Origin of the sequence: Haloarcula pelagica (assembly GCF_030127105.1) — an archaeon.
Taxonomy (GTDB): domain Archaea; phylum Halobacteriota; class Halobacteria; order Halobacteriales; family Haloarculaceae; genus Haloarcula; species Haloarcula pelagica.
On sequence record NZ_CP126161.1, the window covers coordinates 2,313,706 to 2,330,272 of the forward strand.

Consider the following 16,567-nt stretch of genomic DNA (forward strand, 5'->3'; position numbering starts at 1 on the left):
GTCCGTGTGTCTATTAGCACCGTCAATGACACCGCGGGGACCGACATGACTGACATCCAGCAACTCGACGAGCGGACCGTCGAACGCATCGCGGCCGGCGAGGTGGTCGAACGGCCCGCCTCCGTCGTGAAGGAACTGGTCGAGAACGCCGTCGACGCCGACGCCGGTCGTGTCGAGGTGGCCGTCGAGGCCGGCGGGACCGAGGGGATCAGGGTCAGCGACGACGGCGTCGGCATGAACCGGGAGTCGGTCCAGCGGGCCGTCGAGCAACACACGACCTCGAAGATCAGCGACATCGCCGACCTGGAGGCCGGGGTCGGGACGCTGGGCTTCCGCGGCGAGGCGCTGCACGCCATCGGCGCCGTCGCGCGGCTGACGATCACTACGCGACCGCGCGGGGGCGACGTGGGCACCGAACTCGTCGTCGAGGGCGGCGAGGTGACCGACGTGGGGCCGGCGGGCTGTCCAGAGGGGACGACCGTCGCCGTCGAGGACCTCTTCTACAACGTCCCGGCCCGCCGGAAGTACCTCAAGCAGGCCGCGACGGAGTTCGCCCACGTCAACACCGTCGTCACGAGCTACGCGCTGGCCAACCCCGACGTTGCGGTCTCGCTGTCCCACGACGGCCGCGAGACGTTCGCCACGACCGGCCAGGGCGACCTCCGGGAGACGGTCCTCTCGGTGTACGGCAGCGAGGTCGCCCAGTCGATGATCGAGGTCGACGGCGTGGACCTCCCCGACGGCCCCCTCGACGGCGTCTCGGGGCTCGTCTCGCACCCGGAGACCACGCGGGCCGGCCGCGAGTACCTCTCGACGTACGTCAACGGCCGGTACGTCCGGGCGAAGACGGCCCACGATGCCGCTATCGACGCCTACGGGACCCAACTGGCGCCGGATCGGTACCCCTTCGCCGTCCTCTTCCTGGACGTGCCGGCCGGCGATGTCGACGTGAACGTCCACCCCCGGAAGATGGAGGTCCGCTTCGCCGACGACGAGGGGGTCTGCGAGCAGGTCCGGACCGCCGTCGAGGACGCCCTGCTTCGGGAGGGGCTGTTGCGGTCGGCGGCCCCGCGTGGCCGCTCACAGCCCGAGCAGACCGAGATCACGCCCGGCGGGACCGACGCCGGCGACGGGGAGACGGGGAGCGATCCAGCGACGGACGACACCCCGGTTTCGGGTCGAACCGACACAGATCCGGCCTCGACTTCGGACGAGGTCGACACGAACGACACCCCGAGTTCGACTGGAACGGGGAGCGAGGACACGGCGGCGTCGACCGGGGGCACGGCCGAGTCTGTCGGTACGGGGACCGCTTCCAGTGGAACCGACGGCCCACAGGCCTCCGGCACCGGAGCGAGCGAACCGGTGGCGACCGACGAGGACGGTGCCGACGGCACCGAGACGACGGCGCGGACGGACCGCCGACAGACCGATCCCGACCGGAAGTTCGCCGGCGGCCACGACCAGACCCGACTCGGCGAGGCCCCCGAGACCGACCACGACCGGCTGCCGTCGATGCGGATTCTCGGCCAACTCCACGACACCTACGTCGTCGCCGAGACCGACGACGGGCTCGTGGTGATCGACCAGCACGCCGCCGACGAGCGGATCAACTACGAGCGGCTGCAGGCGACGTTCGACGGCGAGACCACCACGCAGGCGCTCGCCGAGCCGGTCGAACTAGAGTTGACGGCCCGGGAGGCCGAGGTGTTGGCCGACCGTACCGACGCGCTGGCGAGCCTGGGCTTTCACACCGCCCGAACTGGCGAGCGAACCGTCGAGGTGCGCACGCTACCGGGTGTCATCGCCGACGCCGCCGGCCCCGATATCGTCCGGGACGTGCTGGGCGCGTTCGTCGAGGGGGCCGACGAAGCCGCGGCGACCGTCGAGGCGGCGGCCGACGAACTGCTGGGCGACCTGGCCTGTTACCCGTCGGTGACCGGCAACACCTCGCTCGCGGAGGGATCGGTCCGGGACCTGCTCGCGGCGCTGGACGACTGTGAGAACCCCTACGCCTGTCCGCACGGCCGGCCGACGGTCATCGAGATCGACCACACGGAACTGGAAGACCGGTTCGAGCGGGACTACCCCGGTCACGGCGGCCGGCGGGACTGAGCGCCTTCGTTCGGCCGGCGACCGGGCGCATTCATCGATATCGGCGTGTGAACTAAGTCGGAGAGTATCGATTGCGGTGGTATGACACTCGTCAGTTTCGGTGAGACGGCGCTTCGGTTCGCGCCGCCGGCCGGCCACCGGTTCGAGACGGCCCGAGAGGTCGCCCTCCGCGCCGACGGGACCGCCAGCAACGTCGCGACGACGGCCAGTCGGCTCGGGACAGAGACCGTCTGGCTCTCGAAGCTCCCGGACACGCCGCTCGGCCGGCGTGTCGTCGCCGAACTCCACGAACACGGGCTGGAGACCGACGTGGTCTGGGCCGACGAGGGGGGCCGCCAGGGGTTGACCTTCTACGAGGACGCCGCCGCACCGCGGCCCGACCGGGTCATCCAGGACCGGGAGGGCGTCGCCGCCGCGACGGTCACGCCCGGCGAACTGCCGATGGACACGATCCAGGCGGCAGACGTGGTGTTCGCCGCGGGGTCGACGGCCGCGCTCTCGGAGACGGCGGCGGAGACCCTCGGCGCGCTCCTGCGGGCGACTGGCGGCGTTCGCGCGCTCGACCTGGACTTCCATCCGGGCCTCTGGGACGCCGACCAGGCCCGCGAACGACTGGAGGCGCTGTTCGGGGCCGTCGATGTCCTCTTTCTCGCCGAGGACGAGGCGACGACCGTCTTCGACCGGAGCGGTTCGCCCCGCGAACTGACCCACACGCTCGCGTCGTCGTACGACTTCGACTACGTCTTTCTCACCCGCAGCGAACACGGCGCGGTCGCGTACCACGACGGTGTCGTCCACGAACAGGACGCCATCGAGACGGACATCGTCGACACCGCTGGGCAACACGACGCCTTGGTCGGCGCGGTCATCGACCGCCTGACCGACGGTAGCGGGACCGACGAGGCGCTGCTGTACGGGGCCGCTGCCGCCGCGCTGGCACGGACGATGCCCGGGCCGATGGTCCCCATCGAGGCCGCCGACGTGACTTCGCTGGTCGAGCAGGAACGGTCCGGACGCCGGTAGTCGCAGCCGCCGACAGAGATTTACCGCACCCATGTGTCATCCTGACTATGCACACACCGTGGCGGTCGCTCGCGGCCTGTCTCCTCGTGGCAGCGTTGACGGCGGCACTCGTCCCCGCCCCTGTCGCCGCACAGTCTCAGGTGACACTCACCGTCTCCGTCGTCGATCAGGACGGTGACCCGGTCAGCGGTGCCGTCGTCTCAGCGACGTGGAACGGCGGCACCGGTGGCCCGGTCAACGAGACGACGCGGGCCAACGGCCAGGCGCTCGTCGACGTTCCCGAGGGCGCGGATGTCACCATCGCCATCGACGACGACACGTACGTCCGGAACACGCCGGTGTCGGTCGACGACGCCACGAGCAGGGAAGTCCGGGTCGAGGTCTCCGAAGCCGCGGTCGCGACGATCACTGCCGTCGACGGCAACGGTACCCCGGTCCAGAACGCCCGCGTGACGCTGTACCGATCGGGGCGGTTCGTCACCGATAAACGGACCGACGAGGACGGCCGGATGACCTCACAGCGCATCGAGGAGGGGCAGTACCGCGTCACCGTCTCCAAGCCCGGCTACTTCGACACCCGCGTCGACCGGACGCTCGAAGGCCAGCCCCGCCGTGAGATCACGATCGAGGAGGGGTCGGCGCTGGTCACCTTCTCGGTCACCGACGACCACTTCGAGGAACCCCAGCCGGTGCGAAACGCCACCGTCACCGTCGGCTCCGTCGGCTCGGTCCAGACGCTCTCGAACGGCGAGGCGACCCTGCGGGTCCCGGTCAACGACCAGTACCGGGCGACGATCACGAAAGACGGCTACGAGACGACCCGCCAGACCCTGACGGTCCGGGAGTCCGAGACGGCGCTCAACGCCACGATCCAGCGGACGCCGCGGCTCAACCTCACCTCGGACAACCGCCGGGTCGTCGTCGGGGAGACGGCCCGCCTGACGGTCCGTGACGAGTACGGCGACCCCATCGAGGGGGTCGCGATCGCTCGCAACGGCAGTTCCGTGGGGACGACGAACCAGAACGGCGTCCTGACCGCCGCGGTCCCGAGCGCCGGGCCGGTTGAGTTCAGCGCACGGTCGGACTCGCTCTCGACCAGTATCGTCCTCGAAGGCGTCCAGGCCGGCGACGAGGGGACCCCGACCCCCACTCCGACGGGGACGCCGGCCACACCGCCGCCGACGGCTTCCCCCTCCCCGACACCGACGGAGGGGCCCGGCGGGCTGATCGAGACCGACGGCCCCGGATTCACGCCCGCGGTCGCGCTCGTCGCCGTGGCGTTGCTCGCGGCCCTGGCCGTGCGACGACAGTAGCGGGACGCTTTTCCCCCCGAAGCCCCCATCCGTGAGCGATGACTGTTCTCGAAGCGGTCCACGAGGCCCACGGAGGTCGGTTCCGGACCGTCGGGGGCCGCCGCGTCGTCGACAGCTACGGCCGTCCCGAGCGGACCCACCGCGCCGTCCGCAACGTCGTCGGGGTCTGTGAGTTCGGCTACGGCGTCCTCGTCGTCACCGGCGAGGACCGCGTCGAGTACGTCGACAACGCCGTCTCGAACCGCGTCCCCGACGCCGACGGCGAGGGGTGTTACGCGCTGTTACTGGACCCGCAGGGGGCCGTCGAGACCGACATGTACGTGTACAACGCCGGCGAGCGACTGCTGGTCTTTACACCGCCCCAGCGGGCCGCCCCGCTGGCCGAGGAGTGGCGCGAGAAGACGTTCATCCAGGACGTCGAGATCAGCGTGGCGACCGACGACTTCGCGGTCTTCGGCGTCCACGGGCCGAAAGCGACCGAGAAGATCGCCAGCGTCCTCCACCAGGCCGGGGCGCCCGAGGCGCCCTCTCCTTCGAGCGCGGTGAACTGGGCGACGCCGGCGTGACGGTGATCCGCACCGACGACCTCGCCGGCGAGGAGAGCTTCGACGTGGTCTGTGGCGCCGCCGACGCCGAGCGGGTGTTCGACACGCTCGTCAACCGGGGGCTCAACGCCGTCCCCTTCGGCTACCACACCTGGGAGACGCTGACCCTGGAGGCGGGGACGCCGCTGTTCGACACCGAGATCGAGGGCGCCCGACCCAACGACATCGGACTGCGGACCGCGCTGGACTTCGAGAAGGGGTGTTACGTCGGCCAGGAGGTCGTCTCGCGGATCGAGAACCGGGGTCACCCACGGACACGGCTGGTCGGCCTCCGCGTCGACGCGCTGCCCGAGGCCGGCGCCGCGGTCTTCGCCGGCGACGACCACGTCGGGTCGGTGACTCGCGCCGTCGAGAGCCCCTCGCTCGACGCTCCGATCGCGCTGGCGACCGTCGACTGGGCGCTCCCGGAGACGCCCCTCACCGTCCGTGTCGACGGGAACGAGGTCGACGCCACCGTCGCCGACCTCCCCTTCGTCGAGGGGTCCGGTGACTCGGCGCGGCGGCCCCGTTACGCGTAACCGGTGTCGTCCTCCGGGGCGTCCGACTCGCCGAGGTACCCCTCGATCGCCACCAGCGCGGTGTAGGCGGAAAACGCCGCCAGACACATCCCGCCGAACTGCGTGGTCGCCGTCAGCGCCGGCTCGACACCCTCGTACTGCAGCGGCGCGACGATGAGCCAGAGCCCGAGCATCGTGGCCATCACACCTGCGGCAAACCGTGGTCGCCCACGGTCGCGGATCGTCTGTGCGTTCTTGCCGGCGAAGACGGCTCCGACGACGGCGGCTAGCGTGACGCTCCCGCGGATGCCGGGGCCGGCACCGAGCGCCAGCGGTGCCACGAACGCCACCAGACAGCCGAGCAGTGCGACCGCGGCCGCGGCGGCGGTAAAGCGTGAGGCCTGCATGGCCGGTGGTACTTGGAGTAGTGCTAAATAGCTTCTACCAACACGGCCGGCGACCGACCAGTCACTCCGTCAGCGGCAGGACGATCCCGAACACCAGCGGCGACAACAGCCCGATCAGGATACCGAGCCCTTCCATGTTGGTCAACAGGAGGTGTTCCCAGCCGGGCAGCGGGCCGGCGACGGCCTGCCCGACCGTCTCACCCAGCACTCCGACGACGAACAGCCCGACGCCCAGAAAAAACCCCCGTTTCGCCATCGTCGCGTGATCCATACTCTGTGTCTGTCCCATACTGTGTGGGCCACGGCTCGGGGTAAAGACGGTTTCCATTCGGCGAAAGGACTACAATCACCTCTCGCATAGCCGCTGTCGATGAACGGATTCGTCTCGGAGTCGATCGTGGAACTTCTGGGTGTCGTCCTCTCTGCCGTCGCCGCCGGTGTCCTCACCGCCGTCGGTGCGCTGGCGGAAAACGCCGGGCTGGCGGACCTGCTGGCCGGTCAGTCCGTCTTCGGGCTCTGGGAACTCGGGATGGGCGCGCTCGCACTGTACGCGGGCGTCTATCTGCTCGGCTACAAGCGAGTCGCTGTTCCGGTCGGCCGGGCGCTGGCGAACTGAGTCAGGACCGGGAGAACAGCGCCTTCAACTGCTCGCGCGAGAAGACCGTCGTCGGCCGGTCCATGTGGACGCCGATCTCGCCCTCGAAGAGGCGCATCCCGGCCCGCTGGATCGGTTCGGGCACCGAGTAGCCCGCCCGCACGGCGTGGCCCAGCCTGATGTCGGTCCGGAGTTCCTCGCGCCAGGCCCGCTCGTACTCGCCGAGCGTCGCCGGCTCCGCGGGATCGATCTCGCGTGCAGCGTGGTCGGCCGCGGTCATGCCGTAGAGGATGCCGCCGCCGGTGAACGGTTTCGTCTGTGCGGCGGCGTCGCCGATCAGGAACGAGCGCCGGCCCGTCACGCGCTTCGGTGGGCCGACCGGGATCAGTCCCGAACAGCGCCGGCTCACGTCCGCGCCGTACCCGCCGACGAACTCCTCGAACCGGCCCGGCGCGTCGTCGCCGGGCGGGACCGCGAGCCCGTACTCGACGCCGGCCTCGCCGCGCGGGATGCGCCAGGCGAAAAACCGCGGGACGGTGAGGTGGACATCGACGAAGTCGCCGTGGTCGGCGGCCCCGTCGAAGCCGAGGACGCCGTGGAGGAGTTCGCCGGGTTCGGGCAGCCCCAGTTCGCGCCGGACGCGGCTCTTGGGGCCGTCACAGCCCGCGACCATCAGGGCGCGGTGGGTCTCGACGCCGTCCGGCCCGCGGACCGCGACGGTGACGCCGTCGCGGTCCTCGGTGACGCCGACGACGGTGTGGCCCTCGCGAACGTCGGCACCGGCCGCGCGAGCCAGTTCGGCCAGGTGGCGGTCGAGCCCGACGCGGTCGATGACGTTCGAGACGGGTTCGTCCTTGTAGAAGGGGTAGTCGTCGCTACCGGGACCGCCGGTGTGAAAGCGCGCGCCGAAGACCTCGTTCTGGAGGAGGTCGTCGCGTGCGTCCTCGGTGAACTGCCAGATGTCCGTACTGACGTGGCCCGAACAGGCCAGGGGCTCGCCGACCGCCCCCTGCTCGAAGACGACCACGTCGAGCCCTGCTCGGGCGGCCCGGCGGGCGTACCGGGAGCCCGCGGGGCCGGCACCGACGACGACAACGTCGTGCATACGCGTCGTCAGGGTGTCAGGGGGCAAATGCCTTCTCGATTCGGGCGGCGATCAGTGACCGGCCGCCGGACGGTTGCCGCCGCCGTTCCGTTCGGCGAGCCAGCCGCCCACACGTCCGCCCAGTGCGCCGAACACCGCCGAGATCCCTGCCACGATCCCGAGCACCACCAGCACGAACAGCAGCATCGCGATCGAGCCACCGGTGACGAACCAGGTCGGACCGTCCAGCGCGGCCAGCGCGGTCACCATGTCCCAGGCGACCCACACCGTCGGGAGCGAACCGACCACTCCGGTTCGGACCCCGACGGCGCTGCTCCGGAGTCCGCGCTGTTTCGCGAGATAGCCGACGAGGATCGCGGCGAAGAACACCGAGCTCAGCGACATCTCGGAGCCGGACTGCCAGTAGCTCGTGAGGGTGAACGGTATCGAGAGAACGCCACCCAGCAGGGCGAACCGCCAGGTGTCGCTCAATTCGTGGAGGGAACCAATTCGGGTCACGGGCGCGTATTATCAGCCCGGGTACATAAACCCTCCCGACGGCCGGTCGCCCCTGGGCCGCTGCCGTAGTCGGACCGCATATGCCTGTTCGGCCCCTGCGGACAGACATGACAGAGTACCAGCCCGGTGTCTGCAACATCGGCGCGGTCGAGCGACGCCGGCGGCGGGTCGCCGGTGTCGGATCGTTCGCCGTCGCGGTGGCCCTCGTCCTGGCTGTCGTTCTCGACGTGCTCCCGGCGACCGCAGTGTGGGGCGCCATCGCGTTCGTCTTCGGTGGGTGGATCGGCATCCTGCAGGACTACTTCCGGTTCTGTGCTGCCTTCGGTGCGCTGGCGCGCTACGACCTGACGGGTTCGGGCGGGACGACCGGCTCGGTCGCCGAAGCCGAGGCGGTGCGAGCCGATCGGCGGACGGCGATCAAGATCGTCCTCCTGTCCGCGGTCGCGACGGCGGTGACGGCGGTCCCGCTCCTCCTGGTCGGTGGGGCGCTGTAGGTCACCGGAGTGCGACGGTGAACGCGACGGCAGCGAGCAACAGCAATCCCAGTGCGAGTGGCGACGTGCTCGTCACCGCACCGTGGTAGGCGAGGTAGCCGACGCCGCCGCCACCGACGAGAATCGCCAGCGTCGAGACGGCGTGGACGAGTTCGACACGATGAGTCGGGACACCGTGACCCACCTGCCGGCCCAGTCGGCAGGCGTACCTGGCGGTGGCCCAGGCGAGTACGACGGGGATGGAGGCACCGAGCAGCCAGACCGCCGAGTGTTCCGCCGTCCCGGCCAGGAGGACACTACCGAAGAGCCCGATCCCGCCCAGCGAGCAGAGCACGTCCTGGTCACGGACGATCCCAAGCACACCCAGTAGCGTGCCCAGTGTGGCGATACCGAGCGGTGCCGGGGCAGGGGCGACGAGTACGAAGACAGCGAGTGTGGCGACGGCACCGAGACCGAGGCTGAGTCGTGGTGGCGCGTAGTTTCCGGGCGTCGACTCAGACTGTGACACGGCCACCCACCTCCATACTCCCCGCCGCAGGGGTCCGATCTGTCACCGGAATCCCGTGGCTACGGAGCGTGGACAGGCGCCCCCGGCGGGCGAGGCGGCCGTACGCACCTTCGACGGTTGTCGGGTCGGTGCAGTCCGGACTGACGACGCTCACGGTGTGGCCATCGAGTTCCAGCCGTCGCGCGAGCGTGACGCCGCCGTCGTCACACAGCGGTGAGACGAACACCACTTGCACGTCGGGGTCGAGGCGTGCCCCGACCCTCCTGGCGATCTCGTCCACATCGTCAGCTGTCGACGGCGGCCGCCAGGGGACGGCGTCCTCCCCCGCAAGTTCGGTCCGTATCGTCGTTCGCTGCTTGGCGCCCGCCTGTGGGGAGATCCAGCAGCCTCCGGTGGTCGTGGTAAGTCCGACCGGCACGCCGTCCGCGAGCAGACCTGTGCCGATCTCCGCGGCAGCGACCGCACCCCGTCGTGGTCCCGGGATGCCGCCGGCGGTCGGCGCGACGTACGCTTCCGGCCGCGTATCGAGGACGATAACGACGCGGGGGCGTCGCGGCTCCCGGAAGTCGACTGTCGCGAGATCGCCCGTCTTTGCCCGGTGGTGCCAGTCGATCCGTGTGGGCGGGTCGCCCGGTCGGTACTCCCGGAGCGTGTCGAACTCGACACCGGCACCGCTGGCGTCAGCCACCCGCTGGCCGGAATCGCGTGTGACCTGGGACCGAGGCGTGTGCGTCTCGTCGCCCGCTTCCGTGAACCCACAGCGGAGCGTCGTCGGGCCGTCGGTCGCTGCGACGGGTACGAGCGTCTCCGTCGCCCCGGCGACGTCACCGACGACGACGGCTGTCGGGGCGAACGTATGGTGCCCCTCGACGGCTGTGACACTGTACGAGACTGTCGTGGCCCGGCCCGGCCGCAACGCTGTCGTGGACCGCGGCGAATCGTCGTCGACTGTCAACCCGGTCGGCACCCCGTCCACTACCCGGATGTCCGGGAGCGTCGTCGGGCCGGTGTTCTCGATCGTGACGGTTACCGTCACCGTCTCGCCGGGCGCCGGCGTCGTCGTACTCAGCGAGCGGGTGACGCGCAGATCGACTGTCGGTGTCCACACTCTGGCAGCCCCCGCGAGTGCGACTCCGAGCGTCGCGGTCAGGACTGTCCCCGGATAGCCAAACACCACACCGACCCCGCTGGCGAGCAGGGTTCCAACGACGACTCGTCTGGTCCGTCCCGTAGCCCGTGTCTCGGGCGGATCGGCGGGCGGCCAGTCGTCGTCACGCTGTGCTGTCGGCGGTTCGAACCGAGCCGACGGGTCGGGGACTGGCTCACCAGACAGGTCTGCGAGCGCTGTCACGGCGTGGTGCGCCCGTTCGACGATCGGGAGATCGGGCTGTCGACCTGGCAGGTACGCCCACCGCGATAGTGGTGGGCACAGATCGCCGGTGAAGAAAGCTGCCGCCGCCGCGTCGTCTGTCCAGTCACCGCGTTGCAGTCGTTCGGCGGCGACGCCGGCCGGGGTACCGTCGACGCGTGACAGCACACCGACAGCGAGTTCGTGGAGTGCCGCATGGAGTCGCTCTCGTGCTGTCGGTTCCTCGCCTCGCACTGTGTCGTCGGTCAGCCGGCGCCGGCCGACCAGACCGACCGCCGATAGTATGGTCGCCAGTTCCGAACCGGGGCGTCGATAGTCGGGTCGTGTCTCGGGTGTCGGCAGTGTCGTCTCGGGATCGTCTGCGGAGAAGAGTTCCCCGACGGCGACGACGACTGCGCCGACCCCGACAGCGACTGTCAGCAGTACCGCGGCGACACGCGGGAGGACCGCGTCACCCAGTCCGGGAACCAGTACCAGCGCGATACCACAGGCCGCCGCCAGGACTCCGAGGAGGACGATCCGGCGCTCACGCTCGGTCACGTGTCTCCCTCCATACTGATCTGGAGGCCCAGTGTCACTGCCAGGTCACGGGCCTGCTGTTCGCGACGCTCTGTCGGTGCTGCGTCACCGTACCGGATGGCACAGAAGCTCTCGGTGAGTGTGGCGACTGCCGATTCCGGGTAGCCAGCCGCGACCGCTGCCGAGGCGACGTCGGCCGGCGTCGTCCTGTCCGCGTTCACCTCGACCCGGTCGTGTAGCGCTCGCCAGGTCCGGTAGATGTCGTTCGTCGGGGGGACGTCCTGGGAGAGCGTCACCGTCTCGGGGTCGGGTGCTGTCGGTCTCGACGGCTCGTCCTCGTTCGACGTGTCGTCGCTCTCGCTGTCGCCGCGGGTCAGTCCGTACAGAGCCACGAGACTCCCGACCAGGAACAGTCCGAGACCGGCGGCGACTTGCCACAGCGGGGGCGCTGTGTCCGCTGGCGCGGGTGTGGGTGTGGGCGTTCCGCGAGGCTGTGTCACCGTCTGCTGTGACTGAGTGCCGTTGCGTTCTCGGGTGGCAATTCCGGGCGGACCGCTATCTTTGGTCTGCGGTGGCGGTGTCTTCGTCGAATCGACGGTCGGGGTGGTCGAGACGGTACCGACAGACGCCGCGACGAATCCCAGTACGAGGACGGCGAGGATAGCGAGGGCCATCGGGACCAGCCGTTGCATGCTATCGCCTCCGGCCCCGTGGTGTCTTGGCTGTCATCGGCTCACCCATCCGTCACCGCTCGCTCGTCCGGAGCCGAGACGGTCGGGACCGGGACAGTATCCACTGTTGTCGCGACGACGTCTTCGGTGGTCGTTCCGTCGACGGTCGCGTCGGTCGTCAGTGCGAGTCGGTGGGCGAGCACCGGTTCCGTGACCCTCGTGACGTCGACGGGTCGGACGAACGCCCGTCCCTCGACGACCGCCCTCGCCCGCGCGGCTTCGAGGAGGCGCTGCGTCCCGCGTGGGGAGACCCCGACCTCGACGCGTGTGTCCTCACGTGTCCGGTGGACGATGTCGGTGATGTATCCGATGACGTCGTCGTGGACAGTGACCGTCTCGGGGACCGCCTGCAACGCCCGGACGCGTTCGGGGTCGAGCACTGTTTCGGCCGACGGCGTCCGCTCGTCCCGGCGTGTCCGCTGGCGTAACAGCCCCCGTTCTGCGGTCGCGTCCGGGTAGCCGATACTCCGCTTCAGTAGGAACCGGTCGCGCTGTGCCGCCGGGAGTGGGAACACGCCCTCGCTCTCGACAGGGTTCTGGGTCGCGACGACGACGAACGGGTCCGGAAGCGGGTGGGTATCTCCGTCGACGGTAACCTGGCTCTCGCCCATCGCTTCGAGCAACGCCGCCTGTGTCTTCGGCGGTGCACGGTTGATCTCGTCGGCGAGCACGAAGTTTGCGAAGATCGGTCCTTCGCTGAACTCGAACGTTCCGCGCTCCTCGCGGTACATGTGCGTGCCGGTGATGTCGGCGGGCAGGAGGTCGGGTGTGAACTGGATCCGCGAGAACGAGAGTCCAAGTGCCGACGCGAAACTGCGCGCCGTCAGCGTCTTTCCGGTTCCAGGGACGTCCTCGATGAGGACGTGTCCCTGCGCGAGCACCGCCGTCAGTATCTGTTCGAGGAACTCGTGGTCGGCGACGACACACGACGAGACGGTCTGGAGGACCTGCTCGCAGTCAGAGCGGGCTTGTGGAACGTCCATTCCAGTTCGGTACTGTCGACAGGAACAGTAATATCGCTGACGGAACTTACTGGGGCAGGATCACAACACCTCTCTAGACCACTGCCAGCCCACGGGGCACCTGATCGTACTCGGTCGTCCACTGGCCGACGCGGGTCCACTCGTGCCCGGCGTCCGATCGGAACAGCCCGTGGTTCGTCAGCGCGTAGAGCCCGTTCTCGCCGCTGGCCAGTACCGGCCGAGCGAGGCCGTCGGGACCCGACAGCCCGGCCATCGCCTGCTCCCAGGCGTCGCCGGTCGACCGGTAGACGTAGCTCTCACCCGCCGTCGAGTGGGCACGGCGCGGGCCGGTCGCGGCCGAGACGACGACGGTCTCCGGGTTCTCGGGATGGACCGCGATGCTCCAGACGTATCGGTGGGCCAGCCCGTCCTGGGGGTGTGTCCACGTCTCACCGCGGTCGTCAGAGCGGGCGTAGCCGTCGCCGGCGGCGGTGTAGACCCGGTCGGGCGCGTCCGGGTGGGTCGCGAGCGTGTGGTTGTCCCGGCGGGCGCCCGTGGGGTGGTCGAGCCACGTCTCGCCGCCGTCGGGGCTGCGGACGAACGCGCCGGCCTCGATGGCGACGTAGAGTCGGTCGGCGTCGTCGGGCGCGACCGCGAGCCAGCGGACGTGGTGGGTGTGGGGGCGGGGCGGGAACGACCATCGCGCCGCCGACGCCAGGTCGGTCAGCCCCTCGCGTTCGGTCCAGCTCCGGCCGCCGTCGCCGGATCGATAGACGGCGCTCGGCTCCGTTCCGGCCCACACCACGTCGGGGTCCTGCGGGTCGACGGTGACCGCAGTCACGCGGTCGTCGGTGTCCAGAGCGATCGACCAGGAACTGCCGCCGTCGGTCGTGTACTGGAGGCCGGCGTCGACGGTGCCGACGAACGCCCGGTCGGGCGCGCCGGGATGGGCCGCGAGACACTCGATGTCGTGGCTCACCAGTCGGTCTTTCCACTCGTCGCCGGTGCCGACGAGGACGCGATCCGAGAGGGCTGCGTAGGCGGTGTTCATACCGATGGTAGGGGGCGGACCGGCAGAAAACTACCGCCGGAGTGTCAGTCCTCGGTGGCGGACTCGACGCCCAGCCGTCGGTCGAGGAAGTCCGAAAGCAGTTCGAACAGCCGGATCTTCTGATCGATGTCGGAGGAGGCGTGGCCCTCCTTCCCGAGTTCGGTGTACTCGTAGTCGCCCTCCTCGTCTTCGGTGTAGCCGAAGTCGTCCAGCGCGTCCCGGAACAGGCGGGCCTGCGAGACGGGCACGCGGCGGTCGTTGACGCCGTGGAGCATGAACAGCGGTGCCGAGAGGTTCTCGACGTACTGGACCGGCGAGCGCTCGCGGTAGAGGTCGGGGTTCGATTCGGGCGTCCCGATGTTCTTCTCCAGCAGTTCCGTGCGGTAGTGGGGCATCGTCGTCTCGTACATCGCTTCGAGGTCGGTCAGGCCGATCCAGGCGACGCCGGCGTCGTACAGCTTCGGGTACTGGACCAGTTGCCAGTACGCCGAGTAGCCACCGTAGGAGCCCCCGAAGACGGCCACGCGGTCCGAATCGAGCCAGTCGTACTCGGCGAGGACGAACTCGGCGCCGGTCGCCACGTCGCCCTGCTCGGCGCCGCCCCAGTCGTCGTACAGTTCGCGGACGAACGAGCGCCCGCGGCCGGTCGAGCCCCGGTAGTTCACCTGGAGCACCGAGTAGCCTTCCTGGATCAGGAACTGCGTGTACAGGTCGAAGGCCTTGTCGTCCATCCCGCGGGGACCGCCGTGGGGGTTGACGATCAGCGGCGACGGTCGCTCGCCGGAGTCGTACAACAGTCCGCCGATCTCGAAGGTGTCGTAGGGGTCGTGTTCGACGGCGGCCTGTGGCGTCTCCGGGACACCGTCGGAGTCGAACGTGACGTACTCGGCGTCTGCGAAGTCCGCGGGCGAGAACGGGCCGTACTCGGCGGGCACGAGCGTCTCGGTCTCGTCGGTCGAGAGGTCGTAGGCCAGCAGATCCGGCCGGCGGGTCGGTGTCGTGTGGGTCAGCAGGACCCGGTCGTCGGACAGGACCGCGTCGCCGGCCAGCCCGAAGCCGGCGACCCCCTCGGGGAGATCGAGTTCGCGGGACTCGCCGGACTCGATGTCGGAGACGACGGGCATCTTCGCGGCCTCGCGGGTCCGGATCGCGAGGAACCGCTCGCCGTCGGGCATGAAGAAGGCGGGCGCTTCCTCGCTGTCGGAGTCGAACCACGTCACCTCGTCGGTTCGGAGGTCGTAGACGCCGCTCCGGGTCAGGTCGGCGCTGTTGTCTGAGACGAGCAGTCGCTCGCCGTCGGGTCCCCAGTCGACCGGCGTCGCCTCCGCACCGGTCTCCCCGAGGTCGAGGTTCCGGGGGTCGGAGCCGTCGGCGTTCGCGACGTAGACATCGAGGTTGTCGAAGTCGGCGGACTCGTTGGTCGCGTAGGCGATCCGCTCGTAGTCGGGCGAGAGCAGCCCCCCGTGGACCGCTCGGTCGTAGTCGGTGCGTTTGGTCGTCTCGCCCGACGCCAGGTCGTGACTGTAGAGGTTCATCTGGCCGTCACGGGTCGAACCGACGAGCAGCGTCTCCCCGTCCTCGCCGACATCCGCGAGGACGGTCTGGCCGTCCAGTTCGACGACGGGTTCGACCGCCCCGTCGCGGTCGATGGCGTAGATGTCGTTTTGCTCGTTGCCGTCGTCGTCCAGGTGGAAGTACACGCGGTCGCCGTCGGCGTCCCACTCGACGAACCAGCGGGCGTTTCGCGGGACTTCGCCGTCGCTCCACCGGGTGTGCTCGCCGGTCTCGATATCCAGCACGTGGAGTTCGTTCCGGCCACTGGCGTCGTAGTAGAACGCGACCTCGCTGCCGTCGGGGGAGGCGGTCGGGTGTGCGATCGTCGGGAGACTCGCCAGTTCCGCCAGCACGTCGTCGGCGTCAGGGTCGGGCATACCTGCCTAACCTGTTACGACGCGACAATATGTCTTCTGCCTCCGGCAGTTCAGGTCCACCACCGCAGGCCGACCATCACGAAGACGATCGCCAACTGGAGCAGTCCCTGAAACCCGCCCAGCCGGGCGTTTCGCATCCCGATCTCCGAGATCAGGTCGACATCGGGGTCCGCCGAGACGACCTGCCGGTAGATCCGCACCTCGCCGGGGAGGATCACGCCGAACCCCTGGATCGTCAACAGGGTCACGATCGCCAGCGTGGCGACGATCCACGGGGAAGTCATCGCGAACTCGGGGAGCGTGGTCCAGAGGTACGCGCCCGACCCGACGACCGCCAGGGCGAGCGCCACCAGCGTCTTCGGGTCGGTCAGCGCGTCGAACTGCGAGCCGATCAGCACGACGACGGGGATGGTCGTCGCCGCGGTCATGAGCGCCAGCCACGGATCGGCGTTCGGGAACTTCCCGAGTCGCAGCGCCAGCAGGATGCCGCCGGTGATCGTCACCGTCGCCAGCGTCGGCATCAGGAACGTCATCTTCGGCGTGAACGACTGGAAGAACGAGGCACGCTGTTCGGGCTCCTGGCCGCCCAGCACCGGTCCCAGCACCAGTCCCATGAACAGGTCGATCCCGGTCCAGAGGACGCCGGCCATCACGTGGACGTACGTCAGCGCACGGATTCGGCCGCTGGCGACCGCCGCGGCGAACGCCACGAGCGGGACCGCCACTGCCCCCGCCGCAAAGGCCGGGTTCGCCTGCTGTGCCAGCCCACCGATCCCCCGTTTCCGTGTCGACTCGGCTGTCGACTGTGCCATACGGACCGTGTCCGGCGACAGTCACAAAAGGG

General features: G+C 69.6%; 16 protein-coding genes and 1 pseudogene. 6 read left to right on the forward strand and 11 right to left on the reverse strand.

Annotated features, from left to right (window positions below; genetic code table 11):
• The first annotated feature begins 45 nt into the window (after positions 1-45).
• The 4 genes and pseudogenes from mutL (at position 46) to ygfZ (ending at position 5,574) form a co-directional block, all read left to right on the forward strand.
• A complete protein-coding gene (gene mutL / locus P1L40_RS12155; RefSeq protein ID WP_284007322.1) occupies positions 46-2,115 on the forward strand; it encodes a DNA mismatch repair endonuclease MutL in 2,070 nt (689 codons plus the stop codon).
• An 81-nt stretch (positions 2,116-2,196) separates the two neighbouring features.
• Positions 2,197-3,138 carry a sugar kinase gene (locus P1L40_RS12160; RefSeq protein ID WP_284007324.1) on the forward strand — a complete coding sequence of 314 codons (942 nt, stop codon included), beginning with the start codon at positions 2,197-2,199 and terminating at the stop codon, positions 3,136-3,138.
• Positions 3,139-3,185: 47 nt separating this feature from the next.
• Positions 3,186-4,451 (forward strand): carboxypeptidase regulatory-like domain-containing protein, encoded by a 1,266-nt coding sequence (locus P1L40_RS12165; protein ID WP_284007326.1) that lies wholly within the window; start codon positions 3,186-3,188, stop codon positions 4,449-4,451.
• A 38-nt stretch (positions 4,452-4,489) separates the two neighbouring features.
• Positions 4,490-5,574, forward strand: a pseudogene (gene ygfZ / locus P1L40_RS12170) (CAF17-like 4Fe-4S cluster assembly/insertion protein YgfZ).
• Here ygfZ and P1L40_RS12175 read toward each other — a convergent pair.
• Both P1L40_RS12175 and P1L40_RS12180 read right to left on the reverse strand, forming a co-directional pair.
• Positions 5,565-5,960, reverse strand: a complete 396-nt coding sequence (locus P1L40_RS12175) for a hypothetical protein (RefSeq protein WP_284007327.1) — start codon at positions 5,958-5,960, stop codon at positions 5,565-5,567. The pseudogene ygfZ and the gene P1L40_RS12175 overlap by 10 nt on opposite strands.
• A 61-nt stretch (positions 5,961-6,021) precedes the next feature.
• Positions 6,022-6,249 (reverse strand): DUF7860 family protein, encoded by a 228-nt coding sequence (locus P1L40_RS12180; protein WP_284007328.1) that lies wholly within the window; start codon positions 6,247-6,249, stop codon positions 6,022-6,024.
• Positions 6,250-6,330: 81 nt separating this feature from the next.
• On the opposite strand from P1L40_RS12180, the gene P1L40_RS12185 reads away from it, so the two are divergent.
• The gene (locus P1L40_RS12185; protein ID WP_284007330.1) at positions 6,331-6,576 is read left to right on the forward strand and encodes a DUF8151 family protein; all 246 of its coding nucleotides are present in this window, start codon (positions 6,331-6,333) and stop codon (positions 6,574-6,576) included.
• A gap of 1 nt (position 6,577) precedes the next feature.
• Here the strand turns inward: P1L40_RS12185 and P1L40_RS12190 are convergent, their stop codons facing one another.
• On the reverse strand, positions 6,578-7,660 hold the full coding sequence (locus P1L40_RS12190; RefSeq protein ID WP_284007331.1) for a geranylgeranyl reductase family protein: 1,083 nt from the start codon (positions 7,658-7,660) through the stop codon (positions 6,578-6,580).
• Between the two features lie 51 nt (positions 7,661-7,711).
• On the reverse strand, positions 7,712-8,158 hold the full coding sequence (locus tag P1L40_RS12195; protein ID WP_284007332.1) for a DUF5518 domain-containing protein: 447 nt from the start codon (positions 8,156-8,158) through the stop codon (positions 7,712-7,714).
• Between the two features lie 107 nt (positions 8,159-8,265).
• Here P1L40_RS12195 and P1L40_RS12200 point away from each other — a divergent pair, with 107 nt between their 5' ends.
• Positions 8,266-8,652 carry a hypothetical protein gene (locus P1L40_RS12200; protein ID WP_284007333.1) on the forward strand — a complete coding sequence of 129 codons (387 nt, stop codon included), beginning with the start codon at positions 8,266-8,268 and terminating at the stop codon, positions 8,650-8,652.
• Between the two features lies 1 nt (position 8,653).
• Here the strand turns inward: P1L40_RS12200 and P1L40_RS12205 are convergent, their stop codons facing one another.
• From P1L40_RS12205 to P1L40_RS12235, 7 genes are all read right to left on the reverse strand, one after another.
• Positions 8,654-9,160 carry a DUF7519 family protein gene (locus P1L40_RS12205; RefSeq protein ID WP_284007334.1) on the reverse strand — a complete coding sequence of 169 codons (507 nt, stop codon included), beginning with the start codon at positions 9,158-9,160 and terminating at the stop codon, positions 8,654-8,656.
• Complete coding sequence (locus tag P1L40_RS12210; protein ID WP_284007336.1) at positions 9,147-11,069, reverse strand: DUF58 domain-containing protein; 1,923 nt, start codon at positions 11,067-11,069, stop codon at positions 9,147-9,149. Before P1L40_RS12210 ends, P1L40_RS12205 begins: the two co-directional genes overlap by 14 nt.
• Positions 11,066-11,740, reverse strand: coding sequence for a DUF4129 domain-containing protein (locus P1L40_RS12215; RefSeq protein ID WP_284007338.1), 675 nt, complete (start codon positions 11,738-11,740; stop codon positions 11,066-11,068). Before P1L40_RS12215 ends, P1L40_RS12210 begins: the two co-directional genes overlap by 4 nt.
• 41 nt (positions 11,741-11,781) lie before the next feature.
• Positions 11,782-12,762, reverse strand: a complete 981-nt coding sequence (locus P1L40_RS12220) for an AAA family ATPase (RefSeq protein WP_284007339.1) — start codon at positions 12,760-12,762, stop codon at positions 11,782-11,784.
• 73 nt (positions 12,763-12,835) lie between these two features.
• A complete protein-coding gene (locus P1L40_RS12225) occupies positions 12,836-13,792 on the reverse strand; it encodes a WD40/YVTN/BNR-like repeat-containing protein (protein WP_284007341.1) in 957 nt (318 codons plus the stop codon).
• 44 nt (positions 13,793-13,836) lie between these two features.
• A complete protein-coding gene (locus P1L40_RS12230; protein ID WP_284007343.1) occupies positions 13,837-15,723 on the reverse strand; it encodes a S9 family peptidase in 1,887 nt (628 codons plus the stop codon).
• A gap of 50 nt (positions 15,724-15,773) precedes the next feature.
• Entirely contained in the window at positions 15,774-16,535 is a 762-nt protein-coding gene (locus P1L40_RS12235) for a hypothetical protein (RefSeq protein WP_284007345.1), read from the reverse strand.
• Between the last annotated feature and the right edge of the window lie 32 nt (positions 16,536-16,567).